The sequence below is a fragment of the Hydrogenophaga sp. genome, from assembly GCF_051860785.1.
Classification (GTDB): Bacteria; Pseudomonadota; Gammaproteobacteria; order Burkholderiales; family Burkholderiaceae_C; genus Hydrogenophaga.
Window position 1 is genome coordinate 36,810 of the sequence record NZ_JBIMLB010000029.1, and the last position, 13,610, is coordinate 50,419.

A 13,610-nucleotide genomic window follows, 5' to 3' on the forward strand; every position below is an offset into this window, starting at 1 on the left:
AGCCCGTACCGGAGGTTTTGCCGCCGGGCCGTCCCAAGGCAAACCAGCCCCACTGGGGGGCAGCGACCCGCGCAGCGGCGGAGCGTGGGGGCGCCATCATTCGCCTTCGCCGAATTTGTCGTCGATGAGTGCGACGATCGCATTGAGAGCTGCCTGCTCGTCGCTGCCCGAGGTCTCGATCTCGACGGTGCTGCCCAGGCCCGCCGCCAGCATCATCACCCCCATGATGCTCTTGGCATTGACGCGGCGGTCCGCGCGCGTCATCCAGACGTCGCTGGCGAAGCTGCCCGCGAGTTTGGTGAGTTTGGCCGAGGCGCGTGCATGCAGCCCGAGCTTATTGCTGATGGTCACGGTGGTCTTGATCATGGGTGGTTCGTCGGGCCTGGTTCTGGGGAGCGGTCACCGCGACCTGGATGACTCCCTGCGTGGCACCGATCATGGCGCGGGAGATCAGGGCGTCGAGCGACTCGTGCCGGTACGACACGGTGCGCAGCAGCATGGGCAGGTTCACGCCAGTGATGAGCTTGGAGTTCACGCCGTCGATGAGTTTCTGCGCCACGTTGCAGGGCGTGGCGCCGAACACATCGGTCACCACCAGGGTCTGAGGCAGGTGCATCTGGCGCAACAGCGCGCGCGCCTGCGCCAGCGATTCCTCGGGCGGCACGTTGGGCTGGATGTCCAGCGCGACCACCGCCTCGGCCGCATCGGGAAACACATGCAGCACGCATTGGCGCAACGCCGCGGCCAGGGGAGCGTGCGCAATGATGAAGATGCCGTTCATGGGGCAAGTTTAGCCGGCCCGCCCCTTGGCAAGGCCACGCCAGGCGCGCCAGAAGCCCGCGTAGGCGAACACGCAACACACGCCGAAGATCGCGAAGGCACCACGGTAGCGCGCGGATTCACTCCAGCCGAGCAGCCCCAGCGCCTCGATCAGAAGGCCAATGCTCCATTGCACCGCGAACACGCCAACGAAGATGGCCAGGTTGTAAGCCGAGAGTGCGCGCCCGGCGGCTTCCGCCGGAAGGGCCAGCGCCACCGCCGGCTGCGAGAGCGAGGCAAAGGTGCTGCTGACGCAGAACAGCGCCCACAGCGCCCAGCCCGCATCGGCGCCCAGCAGGACGATGGCCGCCAGCACGGCGAGGCTCAGGGGCATGCCCCAGGCAATCAGACCCTCGGGTGAGAAGCCGCGGCGCGACAGGTGCGGGTTGACCATGCCCCAGACCCAGAAGGTGCAAAGCATGGACAGGTTGATGCCGAAGAGCCCGGCCGCCGCCGCTTGCGGCGTGTAACCGGCCACCTTGACCATCCAGGGCCCAGCCCAGAGGGTCTGCACGGCAATCATGCCGCCGTAGTTGACGATGCCAACCGGCAGCATCTGACGAAAGTAGGGATGGCGCCAGATGAATCCGTAGCCCTGCATGGCAGGATGGGCCGCGGCCGTGCGAGCCTGGGTCTGCTGCCACCGTGGCACCGTCATGGCCAGCGCGACCATGGACAGCAGCAGCAGCACCGTCAGCCCCCAGAAGATCCCACGCCAGCCGGTCAGCGGCATCAGCCATTGCACCGGCAATGTCGACGCCACCATGCCCAGCGAGCCCGACATCAGCATCCAGGAATTGGCACGCATCTGCTGGGCAGGCGTGAGCCAGCGCCGATAGCCGGTGAGCGGAGCCATGAGGCAGGCACTCACGCCCATGCCGATGAGCACCCGCGCGGCCAGCAGGCCCGAGAAGCTGGTGGCCATGGCAAACGCTGCGCAACCCGCCACCGCCACGCTCAGAAAACCGAGCACCACGACGCGCGGGCCGTACCGGTCCAGCCAGCTGCCCAGCGGCAGTTGCGTGAGGGCAAAGCCGAAGAAGTAACCGCCCGCCAGCAGGCCCAGGTCACCGGCGCTCAGCGCCATTTCCGCACTCAGGACGGGCGAGAGCGTGGCGGTGATGGCGCGCAGCAAGGCCGAGAGAAAGTAGGCGAGCACGAACGCCAGGAAGACGATGACCGCGGCACGCGCGGGCAGCAGATCAGAATGGGTCCCGGTACTCATGGCAATTTCAGGGCTTCAAAGAACGTGGTGGTCACTTCGCTGGGAAGGCTTGAGCCATAGACGGCGGCCTGAAAAACCTGCGAGCCTCGGGCAAAGTACGCCGCCCGCATCTGCACGGCCTGGCCTTGCGGACCCGTGCCTTGCGCCATCAGGCCACGCGCCTTGGGAGCGCCGGGCAGTCGAAAAGCCCAGTGTGCCTCGGGTGAGTCGGCCACTTCTGGCGCCAGGCGCAAGCTGGCCAGCGAGGCGCGGGACCATTCGCCCAGCGCAGCTTCCACCCGCGTCGCGTCACCCAGTTCGGCCCAGGCCACCGCAAAACTCAGACCACCGGTGTCGCAGCTGTGCAGGTGCATTTCGGTGCCCGTGCCCATCAAGGGAACCGTGCGGGTGACGCGTTCTGGCTTGCAGGGCATGAGTGCCAGAAGGGGGGTGCCCTGGGGACGCAACTCGCGCCAATTGAACGTGGGACTGCAGGCGAACAGAGCAAGCAGGGCGATCAGGACAATTGCCGCGGTCAGCTGGCGGCGGCCGGGCGCGCGACCCGCAGAGATCAGAGACATGGGAATTCCAACTGGGCCGCGACCGTGACACCGAAGCTCAGACGGCCTCGCGCACAATGGCGACATGAATGCTCTGGATGGTATCCGTATCCTGGACTTGTCACGCGTGCTGGCTGGCCCGTGGTGCACGCAGACCCTGGCGGACCTGGGCGCGGACGTGGTGAAGGTGGAGCGCCCACCCAGCGCACAACACCCGGGCGGTGACGACACGCGCGGCTGGGGCCCGCCCTTCCTGCGGGGACGCGACGGCACCGACACCGCCGAAGCCGCTTACTACCTGGGTACCAACCGCAACAAACGCTCCATCACTTGCGACATCGCCCGGCCCGAAGGCCAGAGCCTGATCCGGGAACTGGTGAAGCAAGCCCATGTGTTCGTGGAGAACTACAAAGTGGGTGACATGGCTCGCTACGGCCTGGACTTCGACAGCCTGCGCAAGATCAACCCGCGGTTGGTGTACTGCTCCATCACCGGCTTCGGCCAGAGCGGGCCCTACAAGGATCGCGCTGGCTACGACTTCGCGATCCAGGCCATGGGCGGGCTCATGAGCGTGACCGGCGAGCGCGACGCGCTGCCGGGTGGCGGCCCGCAGAAGGTGGGTGTGGCCGTGGCCGATCTTTTCACCGGCCTCTACGCTACGGTCGCCATCCAGGCGGCGCTGCGCCATGCCGAGCGTACCGGTGAGGGCCAGCACATCGACATGGCGCTGCTCGACACGCAGGTGGCCATGCTCGCCAACCTCGGCGCCAACTACCTGGTGCGCGGCCGCGAAGACGGAAAGGTGCCGGGCCGCGCAGGCAACGCCCACGCCAACATCGTGCCCTACCAGGTGTTCGAGGTCGCCCCGGACGCTCAAGGTCAATCGCAACACATCATCCTTGCCGTGGGCAACGATGGTCAGTTCGCCAAGTTCTGCGCCGTGGCGGGCCACCCGGAGCTCGCGACCGACCCGCGCTTTGCACAGAATCAGAACCGCGTGCGCCACCGCGACGTGCTCGTGCCCTTGCTGGAATCCATCCTGAAACTGCGTGGCAAGGCCGACTGGCTTGCCGCGCTGGAGGCGGCCAAGGTGCCCTGCGGTCCGATCAACAGCCTGGCCGAGGTGTTTGCGGATGAACACGTGCAATCGCGCGGCATGGTGCACGCCTGGGCCCACCCGCTGGCCGACGCGGTGGACTTGGTGGCCAGCCCGCTCAAGCTCGGTGTCACGCCCGTGCGCAACGATCTGCCCCCGCCGCTGCTGGGGCAGCACACGGCCGAGGTGCTGAAAGACTGGTTGGCCTGCCCGCCCGAGCGGCTGGCCGAACTGCGACGAAGTAGTGCCATCTGACCGAGAACCCGGCGCCGTGACCGATCAACTGCCCACCCCCGCCTCGCTGCGCGGCGCCGCCCAGGCTGCGGCCGCGCGCAGCCAGCCGCTGGTGGTCATGATCACGCTGGCGGGTTGCCCGTACTGCGAAATCGTGCGCAAGCACTACCTGCTGCCGATGCGGCGCGAAGGCCTGGTGCACGCTGTTCAGCTCGATGTGCTCGACCGCACCGGCAACCTGCAGGGCTTCGATGGCCAGATGACCACACCCGCCGCACTGGCCACGGCGTGGAAGGCCCGCTTCACCCCGACCGTGCTGTTCTTTGGCTCGGACGGGCGAGAGCTGGCCGAGCGCCTGGTGGGCATCGCGGTGCCCGATTTCTACGGCGAGTATCTGGAAGCGCGGCTCAGCGAGGCCCGCGGCAAACTCAAGTAGACAGGCTCATTGGTCGGAGGCAGGCGCTCACTTCAAGGCACCAAACACCTTCTTGAGAATCGCGCTGCCCGTGCCCACAGGGTCCTGCCGGATCTTGCGCTCTTCCTCACCGATGATGGTGTAGAGGCCATCGAGCGACTTGCCGGTGACGTAGCGCTGGATGTTGGCATCTTCGCTTTTGACCAGGCCGACCCCAGCCGCTTTCCCTGCCACCCGGTTGTACTGGTTGGCCAGGCCCACTTTCTCAGTGGCCTTGGTGACGATGGGCAGGAATTTTTCACCCAATGGGCTGCGCGTCTTCTCGGCAAAGAATTGGGTCACGGAGTTCTCGCCTCCGCTGAGAATGTTCTTCGCATCGGTGACGCTCATGGACTTCACCGCCCCTACCAGCAAATCTTTCCCCATGGGGACAGCAGCCTCTGCGGCCCGGTTCATGCTGGTCACGAGTTCGTCTACCCGCTTGCCCTGACCAGTCAGCTTGAGCAGCTTGGAGGCATCTTCGAGAAATCCGGGCAAAGGAATCCGAACTTTCGGATTGCCCAGGAATCCATCGGTCTTGCCGAGCAAGGCGACCGCTGCCAGCGCCCCTTTCTCCAGCGCCACCTTGATGCCCTGGCTGGCATCCTGGTTGGTGAGATCACTCAGCGACAGCGCCCTGGCGTGCTCATGGACGGCCAACACCAGGAGGCCAATGAAGGCTGAGGTGGACTGGGTAAACTGGCGGCGTTGCATGGCGAATCCTCCTGGATGGCTGATCAATGTATGACGTGGGGCAATGTAGCCCTCGGGAAGTGAAAAGACAATGACCGATCTGAGCCCTGACGGCTTTCACCGCCGGCGAGCCCTCTTGGCCACGGCCGCGCTGGGCACTGCCGCTGCACTTGGCCTGGCGGGTTGCAGTGGCCGTGACGCTGCCCCGGAATCCACTTTTGTGCTGCTGGACGGCTCGAAGGCCACCACGGCCGACCTCAAAGGCAAGGTCACCCTGGTGAATTTCTGGGCTACCACCTGCGTGACCTGCGTGAAGGAAATGCCACAGATCGTGGCCACTTGGCACAAGTACCAGGGCCAGGGTTTCGAGACCGTGGCCGTGGCCATGGAATACGACCCCCCGGCGTGGGTGCTGAATTTTTCCCAGAGCCGGCAGTTGCCCTTCAAGGTGGCGCTGGACAACACGGGCGAAATCGCTCGGCAGTGGGGGGACGTGAAGCTCACCCCCACCACCTACCTGGTCGACAAAAAAGGCCAGATCGTCAAGCGCTACGTCGGCGAACCCGATTTTCCGGCGCTGCACGCCTTGATCGAGAAACTGCTCGCGCAGACCTGATCCATCGTCTTCAGTTCTTCTGGTAGGCGTCGTGGCAGGCCTTACAGGTCTGGCCGACCGAGCCGAATGCTGTCCTCACGCTGTCGAGGTTGCCCGTCTTGGCGGCGGCGGCGAGCTTTGCGGTCTCAGCCTGCAGCTTGTCCGAGTTTTCCTTGAACTTGGCCTGCTCGGCCCAGATTTCCGGCTTGGCCCGGGTGTCTCCCTTGTCGGTGCCCGCCACGAACGCTTCCCACGGCAGCTTGCTCAGGCTCTCCAGCAGCGCTGCACTGTCTGCGGCCGCTGTGGCGTTGAACGGCACGCGGCCATTGGCCATGGCGCCGAGACGCCCAGCATGGTTGCCCATGATGGTCATGACCGCCTTTCGATACTTCACCGCGTCTTCGGGCTTCTGGAACTGCGCCATGGCGGGCGCCGAGAAAGAGGCGAAGGCGATAGAGAAAGCCAGTGGGGCGACGATTCTCATGGGAACTCCTAAACGGGTTGTGGAGGGAGACACGGTGGCTCTGCGGCCACCCGCGCCAGAGTGTAGGGGTGAGCACGAAGTTCCGCTTGAACCGTCTGCGTGTATCGTCTTCACTCATTTCCCTCTCTCTTCGGACGACCACCATGCACACCATCCGCGTCTGGGACCTGCCCACCCGTCTGTTTCACTGGCTGCTGGCGGCCTGCGTGATCGGCCTCGTGATCACAGGCAGCGTCGGTGGCAACTGGATGAACTGGCACTTGCGCCTCGGCTACGCAGTGCTCACCCTCCTGCTGTTTCGCCTGGTGTGGGGTTTCGTGGGTGGTCACTGGTCGCGCTTCGCCAGCTTTCTGTATTCGCCTTCTTCGCTCGTGGCCTATTTGCGCGGCCAGAGCAGGCCCGAGCACGAGGCGGGCCACAGTCCCCTGGGTGCGCTATCGGTGTTCGGGTTGCTGCTGATCCTGGCCATCCAGGTCGCCAGCGGGCTGATGAGCGATGACGAAATCGCAGTGTCCGGTCCGTTGACCCGATTCGTCTCCGGCGACACCGTATCGCTGGCCACGGGATATCACACGGAAGTGGGCAAATTCATCGTGATCGCGTTGGTGGTGTTGCATGTGCTCGCCATCCTCTTCTACAAGCTCGTGAGGAAGCAAAGCCTGGTGCGACCCATGGTGGTGGGGGACAAACAACTCGCCACACCGGTGCGACCGGCACGTGACACGACTGGCACGCGGCTGCTCGCTCTGGTGGTCCTGCTCTTGTGCGGCGCGGCGGTCAACTGGCTGGTGAGCTTTGGCAATGCCTTCTGAACCGCCGCGGCGGGCTGTCGTATAGTGGCTGCCACGCCACCGCCAGCCCCCCCGTCCGCCGATCCCGCCACCATGAAAGACCACGGAGCCGCCGCCGTTTCACTGAGACCGGCCCAGTTTCCTGACGACCTGCAGACAGTCCGTGACCTGTTCCTGGACTATCAAGCCGGACTCGGCATCGATCTGTGCTTCCAGGGTTTCAATGCCGAACTGGCCGGCCTGCCAGGCGACTATGGCGCACCGTCGGGCGCCCTGCTGTTGGCGCTGGTGGACGGAGAGCCTGCGGGCTGCTGCGCACTGCGCCCCCTGCACAACACCGATCACCTCAATGCCTGCGAAATGAAGCGCCTGTTCGTGCGCCCCGCATTTCGAGGCTTCGGCCTGGGAAGGCTGCTGGTGGAACGCGTGCTCTCCGAAGGCCAGCTGGCCGGCTACACCACCATGCTGCTCGACACCCTGAGTGACATGGAAACCGCCCGCGCCCTGTATCAGGAGGCGGGCTTCGTCGAGGTGGCGCCCTACTATCACAACCCCATTGCAGGGGCGCACTACCTCAAGGTGGATCTTTGATCAGACGCCGGCCTTGGCCTGGGCCAGCAGCGTGTCCGCATCGCTGACCTCGAACTTGCCGGGGGCTTCGACGTTGAGCGTCTTGACCACCCCGTCCTTGATGAGCATGGAATAGCGGTTGCTGCGCAAGCCCATGCCGCGGCCCGTCAGGTCCAGCGTAAGGCCCGTGGCCTTGGCGAAGTCGGCGCTGCCGTCGGCCAGCATGCGCACCTTGTCGCCGGTCTTCTGGTCGCGTGCCCACGCACCCATCACGAAAGCGTCGTTCACGCTCAGGCACCAGATTTCGTCGACACCAGCGGCCTTGAAGTCTGCAGCGTGCTGCACGAAGCCCGGTACATGCTTGGCCGAGCAGGTGGGCGTGAAGGCACCCGGCAGGGCGAACACGGCGATCGTCTTGCCAGCCGAGGTTTTCGCCACATCCACCGGATTGGGGCCAATGCTGCAGCCATTGCCCTCGACTTCGCTGTACTCCATCAGCGTTGCCGCCGGAATCTTGTCGCCCACCTTGATCATGTTGTGCTCCTCATCGTGATGGCCCTAAGGCCGTGGCTGGAAGACCCGGGTCACCCGGGCCCGAAAAAAGAAAAAGCGACCGAATTGTCGGTCGCTTTTTCATTGTGCGCCGAGGCCAGCGTCTTGGGGCTTACACCAGTGCGGCTTTTTGCACCAGACGGGTGGCGACCCAGTTCTTGGTCTTGGACAGTGGGCGGCTCTCGGTGATCTCGATCACATCGCCCATCTTGTACTCGCCCTTTTCATCGTGGGCGTGGTACTTGCTGGACTTCGCCACGATCTTGTCGTAGAGCTCGTGCTTCACACGGCGTTCGACCAGGACCGTCACGGTCTTGGTGCGCTTGTCGCTGACCACCTTGCCAACCAAGGTGCGCTTGAGGGATGTTTTAGCTTCCGTCATGGTCACTCCTTATTTGGCAGCGGCGGCAGCGCGCTGCTTCTCGGCCAGGATGGTCTTGGCACGAGCGATCGCACGGCGGGTGTCACCCAGCGTGGCGTTGTTGTTGAGTTGTTGCGTGGCTTTTTGCATGCGCAGACCGAAATGGGCCTTTTGCAGCGACTTCACTTCGGCTTCCAGGCCGGCCACATCTTTCTGGCGCAGTTCAGCAGTTTTCATCTTGTGTTCTCCTGAATCACTGGCCCAGCATGCGCGTCACGAACGTGGTGCGCAGGGGAAGTTTGGCGGCAGCCAGCTGGAAAGCTTCGCGAGCCAGCTGTTCGGGCACACCCACGATCTCGTAGAGCACCTTGCCAGGCTGGATCTCGGCCACGTAGTACTCCACCGAACCCTTGCCGTTGCCCATGCGGACTTCGGCAGGCTTCTGGGAGATCGGCTTGTCCGGGAACACGCGGATCCAGATGCGGCCGCCACGCTTGACGTGACGGGAGATCGCACGGCGTGCGGCCTCGATCTGGCGCGCCGTCAGACGACCGCGGTCGGTCGACTTCAGGCCGAAGTCGCCGAACGCGACGGTGGCGCCGCTCGTGGCGACGCCGGTATTGCGGCCTTTTTGTTCCTTACGAAACTTGCGGCGAGCAGGTTGCAACATATTTATTCTCCTTTGCCGTCCGCAGCTGCAGATGCGGGCGCGGCGTCTTTGCGAACGCGCTTAACGGCGGGTTTGGTTTCGGTGCCGGTGGTGGCTTCGGCAGGTTTGTCACTGCCATCGGCCGGTGCGGCATTGGCGCCAGGGCGGCGAACCGCAGCGCGGGCAGGAGGACCAGCCGGACGCTCACGGCGCGGACCACGCGGGCGACGCTCTTCTTCGACTCGCGGCTCGGCAGCCACAGGCGCATCATTGCGGCCCAGGGTATCGCCCTTGTAGACCCAGACCTTGACACCGATGATGCCGTAAGTGGTCTTGGCTTCGGACGTGCCGTAGTCGATGTCGGCGCGCAGGGTGTGAAGCGGCACGCGACCTTCGCGGTACCACTCGCAGCGGGCGATTTCGATGCCGTTGAGACGACCCGACGACATGATCTTGATGCCCTGTGCGCCCAGGCGCATCGCGTTCTGCATCGCGCGTTTCATGGCGCGGCGGAACATGATGCGCTTCTCGAGCTGCTGCGTGATGCTGTCGGCGATCAGCTTGGCATCGATTTCGGGCTTGCGCACTTCTTCGATGTTGACCGCAACCGGCACGCCCAGCTTGGCAGCCAGTTCTTTCTTCAGCTTCTCGATGTCTTCGCCTTTCTTGCCGATCACCACGCCCGGACGCGCCGAGTAAATGGTGATGCGCGCGTTCTTGGCGGGGCGCTCGATCACGACGCGCGAAACGGCGGCGTTCTTCAGCTTGCCCTTGAGGTACTCACGTACCTTGATGTCTTCGGCCAGCATGCCGGCGAAGTCACGGTTGCTCGCGTACCAGCGGCTGGCCCAGTTGCGGGAAACTGCGAGGCGGAACCCGGTAGGGTTGATTTTCTGTCCCATATTCCTGTGACCTCTTCAGTTGCCAACCGTCACGTAGATGTGACACGTGGGTTTGCTGATGCGGTTGCCGCGACCTTTGGCGCGGGCCGAGAAGCGCTTGAGCGTAGTGCCTTGCTCGACGTAGATGGTCTTGACCTTCAGTTCGTCAATGTCGGCACCGTCGTTGTGCTCGGCGTTGGCGATCGCGGACTCGAGAGCCTTCTTGACGATACCGGCAGCTTTTTTCTGCGTGAACGCCAGGATGTTGAGCGCCTGGTCGACCTTCTTGCCGCGAATCAGGTCGGCAACCAGTCGGCCTTTGTCGACCGAGAGGCGAACGCCTCGAACGATTGAACGGGTTTCCATGGTTAGTCCTTACTTCTTCGCTTTTTTATCGGCCGGGTGGCCTTTGAACGTGCGCGTCAGCGAGAACTCGCCGAGCTTGTGTCCCACCATCTGGTCGGTGATGTACACAGGCACGTGCTGCTTGCCGTTGTGCACGGCGATGGTCAGGCCGATGAAATCGGGCAGGATCATCGAGCGGCGCGACCAGGTCTTGACGGGCTTCTTGTCCTTGGTGGCTTGGGCTTTTTCAACCTTGGCCATCAGGTGGTGGTCGACAAACGGACCTTTTTTGAGTGAGCGAGTCATGTTGTCAACCCTTTACTTCTTGCGACGCGAGACGATCATCGACTGCGTGCGGCGGTTGTTGCGGGTGCGATAGCCCTTGGTCAGGTTGCCCCACGGATCCACCGGAGCGCGGCCTTCGCCGGTCTTCCCTTCACCACCACCGTGCGGGTGGTCGATCGGGTTCATCGCGGTACCGCGAACGGTCGGACGGATGCCCATGTGGCGCTTCACACCGGCCTTGCCCAACTGGCGCAGGCTGTGTTCCTGGTTGGACACTTCGCCGATGGTGGCGCGGCAGTCCACGTGGACCTTGCGCACTTCGCCGGAGCGCATGCGCACCTGGGCGTAGATGCCTTCGCGGGCCAGCAGCACGGCCGAGGCGCCGGCGGAGCGGGCGATCTGCGCGCCCTTGCCGACCTGCAGCTCGATGCAGTGGATCGTCGAACCGACCGGGATGTTGCGGATCGGCAGGGTGTTGCCCACGCGGATCGGCGATTCCGAGCCAGACAGCAGGGTCGCGCCCACTTCAACGCCACGGGGGGCGATGATGTAGCGGCGCTCGCCGTCGGCGTAGCACAGCAGCGCGATGTGCGCCGTGCGGTTCGGGTCGTACTCGATGCGCTCGACCTTGGCCGGGATGCCATCCTTGTTGCGACGGAAATCGACCACGCGGTAGTGGTGCTTGTGACCACCGCCCTTGTGGCGGGTGGTGATGTGACCGTTGTTGTTGCGGCCGGCCTTCTGGAACTGGGGTTCCAGCAGCGGCGCAAAACCTTCACCCTTGTGCAGGTGGTCACGCGTGACCTTCACCATGCCGCGACGGCCTGGTGAAGTGGGTTTCATCTTGATGACTGCCATGATTAAACGCCCTCTCCGCCGAAGTTCAGCTCTTCACCCGGCATCAGCGTCACATAGGCTTTGCGCACGTGGTCACGACGACCCACGGTTTTGCCAAAGCGCTTGGACTTGCCCTTCTGGTTGAGCACGGAAACACCCTTGACCTGCACCTTGAACATCAGTTCAACGGCGGCCTTGATTTCGGGCTTGGAAGCGTCGCGCAGCACCTTGAACAGCACGGCGTTGGTTTGTTCAGCGACCTGAGTGGCTTTCTCGGACACGATGGGTGCCACGAGGACCTGCATCAGGCGGCCTTCGTCGAATTGTGCGGCGCTCATGCGAACATCTCCTTGAGCTGGTCGATCGCCGCCTTGGTGACGATCACCTTCTTGTAATGCACCAGCGACAGCGGATCGGCGTAACGGGGCTCGACGACCAGCACGTTGGGCAGGTTGCGCGAGGCCAAGTACAGGTTTTCGTCGACTTCCTCGGCGATCACCAGAACCGATTGCAGGTTCATGGCCTTGAACTTGTCGGCCAGTTGCTTGGTCTTGGGCGAATCCACTTTCATGGAATCGATCACAGCCAGGCGACCTTCACGCACCAACTGCGAGAAGATGGACGCCATGCCGGCGCGGTACATCTTCTTGTTGAGCTTCTGGGTGAAGTTCTCGTCCGGGCTGTTCGGGAAAATGCGGCCGCCTCCGCGCCACAGCGGGGAAGACGTCATACCGGCGCGAGCGCGGCCGGTGCCTTTTTGCTTGAACGGCTTCTTGGTCGAGTGCTTGACCATCTGACGGTCTTTTTGAGCACGCGTGCCTTGACGGGCGTTCGCCTGATAAGCCACCACCAACTGGTGGATCAAGGCTTCGTTGTAGTCGCGACCAAACACGGTCTCCGGCACGTCCACATTGGACGATGCCTGGCCCTGGTCGTTCAGGAGTTCAACTTGCATCAGTTTGCTCCCTTGCCGGATTTGGCCTTGATGGCAGGACGCACGGTCACGAAACCGCCGTTCGAGCCGGGCACTGCACCACGGATCATGAGCAGTTGACGGGCTTCGTCCACGCGCACGATGTCGAGGTTCTGGATGGTCTTGGTGTCATCGCCCATGTGACCGGTCATCTTCTTGCCCGGAAACACGCGGCCCGGATCCTGAGCCATGGAGATGGAGCCCGGCACGTTGTGCGAACGGCTGTTGCCGTGCGACGCGCGCTGCGAGCTGAAGTTGTGGCGCTTGATGGTGCCGGCGAAGCCTTTACCGATCGAGGTGCCTTGCACGTCCACTTTCTGACCCGCTGCGAAGATCGCGTTGGGGGCGACCACGGCACCGGGCTGGTACTGCGCAGCAACGTCGGAGGCGACGCGGAATTCCTGGATGATCTCGCCCGCTTCGACGCCGGCCTTGGCCAGGTGGCCCGCTTCGGGCTTGGTCACGCGGGAGGCACGGCGAGCACCGAAGGTGACCTGCAGTGCGTCGTAGCCATCATGGGCCAGGGTTTTGACCTGTGTCACACGGTTGTTGGACACGTCGACCACCGTGACAGGAACTGCGTCCCCATCATCGGTGAACAGGCGCATCATGCCCACCTTGCGACCCAACAACCCGAGGGAGTTGCTAAGACTCATTGTTTTCTCCGTTCCCGACTTCAATTGGCCGGGGCTGATGTTGCAAAACCGAGGTTTCGCGCTAAGGGCCGGTCAGATTCAAGATCAACCGGCACCACGAAATTTCCGGCCAGAGGCAGGAAAGCCCGCCAGTATAACTGGCGGGCTTTGTTTATGCAAGCCGGTGACTTACTGCAGCTTGATCTCGACGTCCACGCCAGCCGGCAGGTCGAGCTTCATCAGAGCATCGACCGTCTTGTCGGTCGGGTCCACGATGTCCATCAGACGCTGGTGGGTGCGGATCTCCAGCTGATCACGGCTGGTCTTGTTGACGTGCGGGGAACGCAGGATGTCAAAACGCTTCATGCGGGTCGGCAGGGGCACGGGGCCCTTGACGATCGCACCGGTACGCTTGGCGGTATCCACGATCTCTGCGGCCGAACTGTCGATGAGCTTGTAATCGAACGCCTTGAGGCGAATGCGGATTTTCTGCTTGGTGGACATGTCCGCTCCTTAAGCGATGATCTTGGCGACCACGCCGGCGCCGACGGTGCGGCCGCCTTCGCGGATGGCAAAGCGCAGGCCTTCTTCC

Annotated in this window: 23 protein-coding genes and 1 pseudogene; 5 read left to right on the forward strand and 19 right to left on the reverse strand. The window is 63.7% G+C overall.

Translation table 11 applies throughout. The features are described 5' to 3' along the window. Positions 1-96 precede the first annotated feature (96 nt). The 4 genes from ACTIF6_RS24840 to ACTIF6_RS24855 are packed head-to-tail and all read right to left on the reverse strand — an operon-like array spanning position 97 to position 2,604. The gene (locus ACTIF6_RS24840) at positions 97-366 is read right to left on the reverse strand and encodes an HPr family phosphocarrier protein (protein ID WP_439590431.1); all 270 of its coding nucleotides are present in this window, start codon (positions 364-366) and stop codon (positions 97-99) included. Beyond that, a complete protein-coding gene (locus tag ACTIF6_RS24845) occupies positions 335-781 on the reverse strand; it encodes a PTS sugar transporter subunit IIA (protein WP_439590432.1) in 447 nt (148 codons plus the stop codon). Before ACTIF6_RS24845 ends, ACTIF6_RS24840 begins: the two co-directional genes overlap by 32 nt. Positions 782-790: 9 nt before the next feature. Then, positions 791-2,044, reverse strand: a complete 1,254-nt coding sequence (locus ACTIF6_RS24850) for an MFS transporter (RefSeq protein ID WP_439590433.1) — start codon at positions 2,042-2,044, stop codon at positions 791-793. Next, positions 2,041-2,604: a hypothetical protein gene (locus ACTIF6_RS24855; RefSeq protein WP_439590434.1), complete on the reverse strand. Its 564-nt coding sequence runs from the start codon at positions 2,602-2,604 to the stop codon at positions 2,041-2,043. The genes ACTIF6_RS24850 and ACTIF6_RS24855 overlap by 4 nt, the downstream gene beginning before the upstream one ends. Positions 2,605-2,668: 64 nt before the next feature. Between ACTIF6_RS24855 and ACTIF6_RS24860 the strand changes: the two genes are divergently transcribed. Together ACTIF6_RS24860 and ACTIF6_RS24865 are read left to right on the forward strand one after the other, a co-directional pair. Continuing rightward, positions 2,669-3,934: a CaiB/BaiF CoA transferase family protein gene (locus ACTIF6_RS24860; protein ID WP_439590435.1), complete on the forward strand. Its 1,266-nt coding sequence runs from the start codon at positions 2,669-2,671 to the stop codon at positions 3,932-3,934. Between the two features lie 16 nt (positions 3,935-3,950). Continuing rightward, a complete protein-coding gene (locus tag ACTIF6_RS24865; RefSeq protein ID WP_439590436.1) occupies positions 3,951-4,349 on the forward strand; it encodes a thioredoxin fold domain-containing protein in 399 nt (132 codons plus the stop codon). A 27-nt stretch (positions 4,350-4,376) separates the two neighbouring features. On the opposite strand, the gene ACTIF6_RS24870 is transcribed toward ACTIF6_RS24865, so the two are convergent. Next, positions 4,377-5,081 carry a DUF4197 domain-containing protein gene (locus tag ACTIF6_RS24870; protein WP_439590437.1) on the reverse strand — a complete coding sequence of 235 codons (705 nt, stop codon included), beginning with the start codon at positions 5,079-5,081 and terminating at the stop codon, positions 4,377-4,379. A gap of 70 nt (positions 5,082-5,151) precedes the next feature. Between ACTIF6_RS24870 and ACTIF6_RS24875 the strand changes: the two genes are divergently transcribed. Then, positions 5,152-5,676: a TlpA family protein disulfide reductase gene (locus ACTIF6_RS24875; RefSeq protein ID WP_439590438.1), complete on the forward strand. Its 525-nt coding sequence runs from the start codon at positions 5,152-5,154 to the stop codon at positions 5,674-5,676. A 10-nt stretch (positions 5,677-5,686) separates the two neighbouring features. Here ACTIF6_RS24875 and ACTIF6_RS24880 read toward each other — a convergent pair whose 3' ends face one another. Then, a complete protein-coding gene (locus tag ACTIF6_RS24880) occupies positions 5,687-6,139 on the reverse strand; it encodes a c-type cytochrome (protein ID WP_439590439.1) in 453 nt (150 codons plus the stop codon). 143 nt (positions 6,140-6,282) lie between these two features. Here ACTIF6_RS24880 and ACTIF6_RS24885 point away from each other — a divergent pair, with 143 nt between their 5' ends. Further along, positions 6,283-6,951 carry a cytochrome b/b6 domain-containing protein gene (locus tag ACTIF6_RS24885; protein WP_439590440.1) on the forward strand — a complete coding sequence of 223 codons (669 nt, stop codon included), beginning with the start codon at positions 6,283-6,285 and terminating at the stop codon, positions 6,949-6,951. A gap of 72 nt (positions 6,952-7,023) precedes the next feature. Next, a complete protein-coding gene (locus ACTIF6_RS24890; RefSeq protein ID WP_439590441.1) occupies positions 7,024-7,521 on the forward strand; it encodes a GNAT family N-acetyltransferase in 498 nt (165 codons plus the stop codon). Here ACTIF6_RS24890 and ACTIF6_RS24895 read toward each other — a convergent pair whose 3' ends face one another. The 13 genes and pseudogenes from ACTIF6_RS24895 to ACTIF6_RS24955 form a co-directional block, all read right to left on the reverse strand. Next, positions 7,522-8,034 carry a peroxiredoxin gene (locus ACTIF6_RS24895; protein WP_086126968.1) on the reverse strand — a complete coding sequence of 171 codons (513 nt, stop codon included), beginning with the start codon at positions 8,032-8,034 and terminating at the stop codon, positions 7,522-7,524. A 130-nt stretch (positions 8,035-8,164) separates the two neighbouring features. Further along, positions 8,165-8,434, reverse strand: a complete 270-nt coding sequence (rpsQ, locus tag ACTIF6_RS24900) for a 30S ribosomal protein S17 (protein ID WP_439590442.1) — start codon at positions 8,432-8,434, stop codon at positions 8,165-8,167. A 9-nt stretch (positions 8,435-8,443) separates the two neighbouring features. Continuing rightward, complete coding sequence (gene rpmC / locus ACTIF6_RS24905) at positions 8,444-8,650, reverse strand: 50S ribosomal protein L29 (protein WP_159589033.1); 207 nt, start codon at positions 8,648-8,650, stop codon at positions 8,444-8,446. Positions 8,651-8,666: 16 nt separating this feature from the next. Continuing rightward, the gene (gene rplP / locus ACTIF6_RS24910) at positions 8,667-9,083 is read right to left on the reverse strand and encodes a 50S ribosomal protein L16 (protein ID WP_086126960.1); all 417 of its coding nucleotides are present in this window, start codon (positions 9,081-9,083) and stop codon (positions 8,667-8,669) included. 2 nt (positions 9,084-9,085) lie between these two features. Then, positions 9,086-9,964, reverse strand: a complete 879-nt coding sequence (gene rpsC, locus ACTIF6_RS24915; protein WP_159608379.1) for a 30S ribosomal protein S3 — start codon at positions 9,962-9,964, stop codon at positions 9,086-9,088. A gap of 15 nt (positions 9,965-9,979) precedes the next feature. Next, on the reverse strand, positions 9,980-10,309 hold the full coding sequence (gene rplV / locus ACTIF6_RS24920; protein ID WP_137918325.1) for a 50S ribosomal protein L22: 330 nt from the start codon (positions 10,307-10,309) through the stop codon (positions 9,980-9,982). 9 nt (positions 10,310-10,318) lie between these two features. Beyond that, positions 10,319-10,594 carry a 30S ribosomal protein S19 gene (gene rpsS, locus ACTIF6_RS24925; protein ID WP_428291311.1) on the reverse strand — a complete coding sequence of 92 codons (276 nt, stop codon included), beginning with the start codon at positions 10,592-10,594 and terminating at the stop codon, positions 10,319-10,321. Positions 10,595-10,606: 12 nt separating this feature from the next. Next, positions 10,607-11,431 carry a 50S ribosomal protein L2 gene (rplB, locus tag ACTIF6_RS24930; protein WP_066272349.1) on the reverse strand — a complete coding sequence of 275 codons (825 nt, stop codon included), beginning with the start codon at positions 11,429-11,431 and terminating at the stop codon, positions 10,607-10,609. Positions 11,432-11,433: 2 nt separating this feature from the next. Then, positions 11,434-11,748 (reverse strand): 50S ribosomal protein L23, encoded by a 315-nt coding sequence (rplW, locus tag ACTIF6_RS24935; RefSeq protein WP_439520992.1) that lies wholly within the window; start codon positions 11,746-11,748, stop codon positions 11,434-11,436. Then, positions 11,745-12,365 (reverse strand): 50S ribosomal protein L4, encoded by a 621-nt coding sequence (gene rplD, locus ACTIF6_RS24940; protein WP_439520993.1) that lies wholly within the window; start codon positions 12,363-12,365, stop codon positions 11,745-11,747. The genes rplW and rplD overlap by 4 nt, the downstream gene beginning before the upstream one ends. After that, positions 12,365-13,039, reverse strand: coding sequence for a 50S ribosomal protein L3 (gene rplC / locus ACTIF6_RS24945; RefSeq protein WP_439590443.1), 675 nt, complete (start codon positions 13,037-13,039; stop codon positions 12,365-12,367). The genes rplD and rplC overlap by 1 nt, the downstream gene beginning before the upstream one ends. Before the next feature lie 168 nt (positions 13,040-13,207). Further along, positions 13,208-13,522 carry a 30S ribosomal protein S10 gene (gene rpsJ, locus ACTIF6_RS24950; RefSeq protein ID WP_056266806.1) on the reverse strand — a complete coding sequence of 105 codons (315 nt, stop codon included), beginning with the start codon at positions 13,520-13,522 and terminating at the stop codon, positions 13,208-13,210. A 9-nt stretch (positions 13,523-13,531) separates the two neighbouring features. Beyond that, positions 13,532-13,610: pseudogene (locus ACTIF6_RS24955) on the reverse strand (EF-Tu/IF-2/RF-3 family GTPase); the annotation flags it as partial.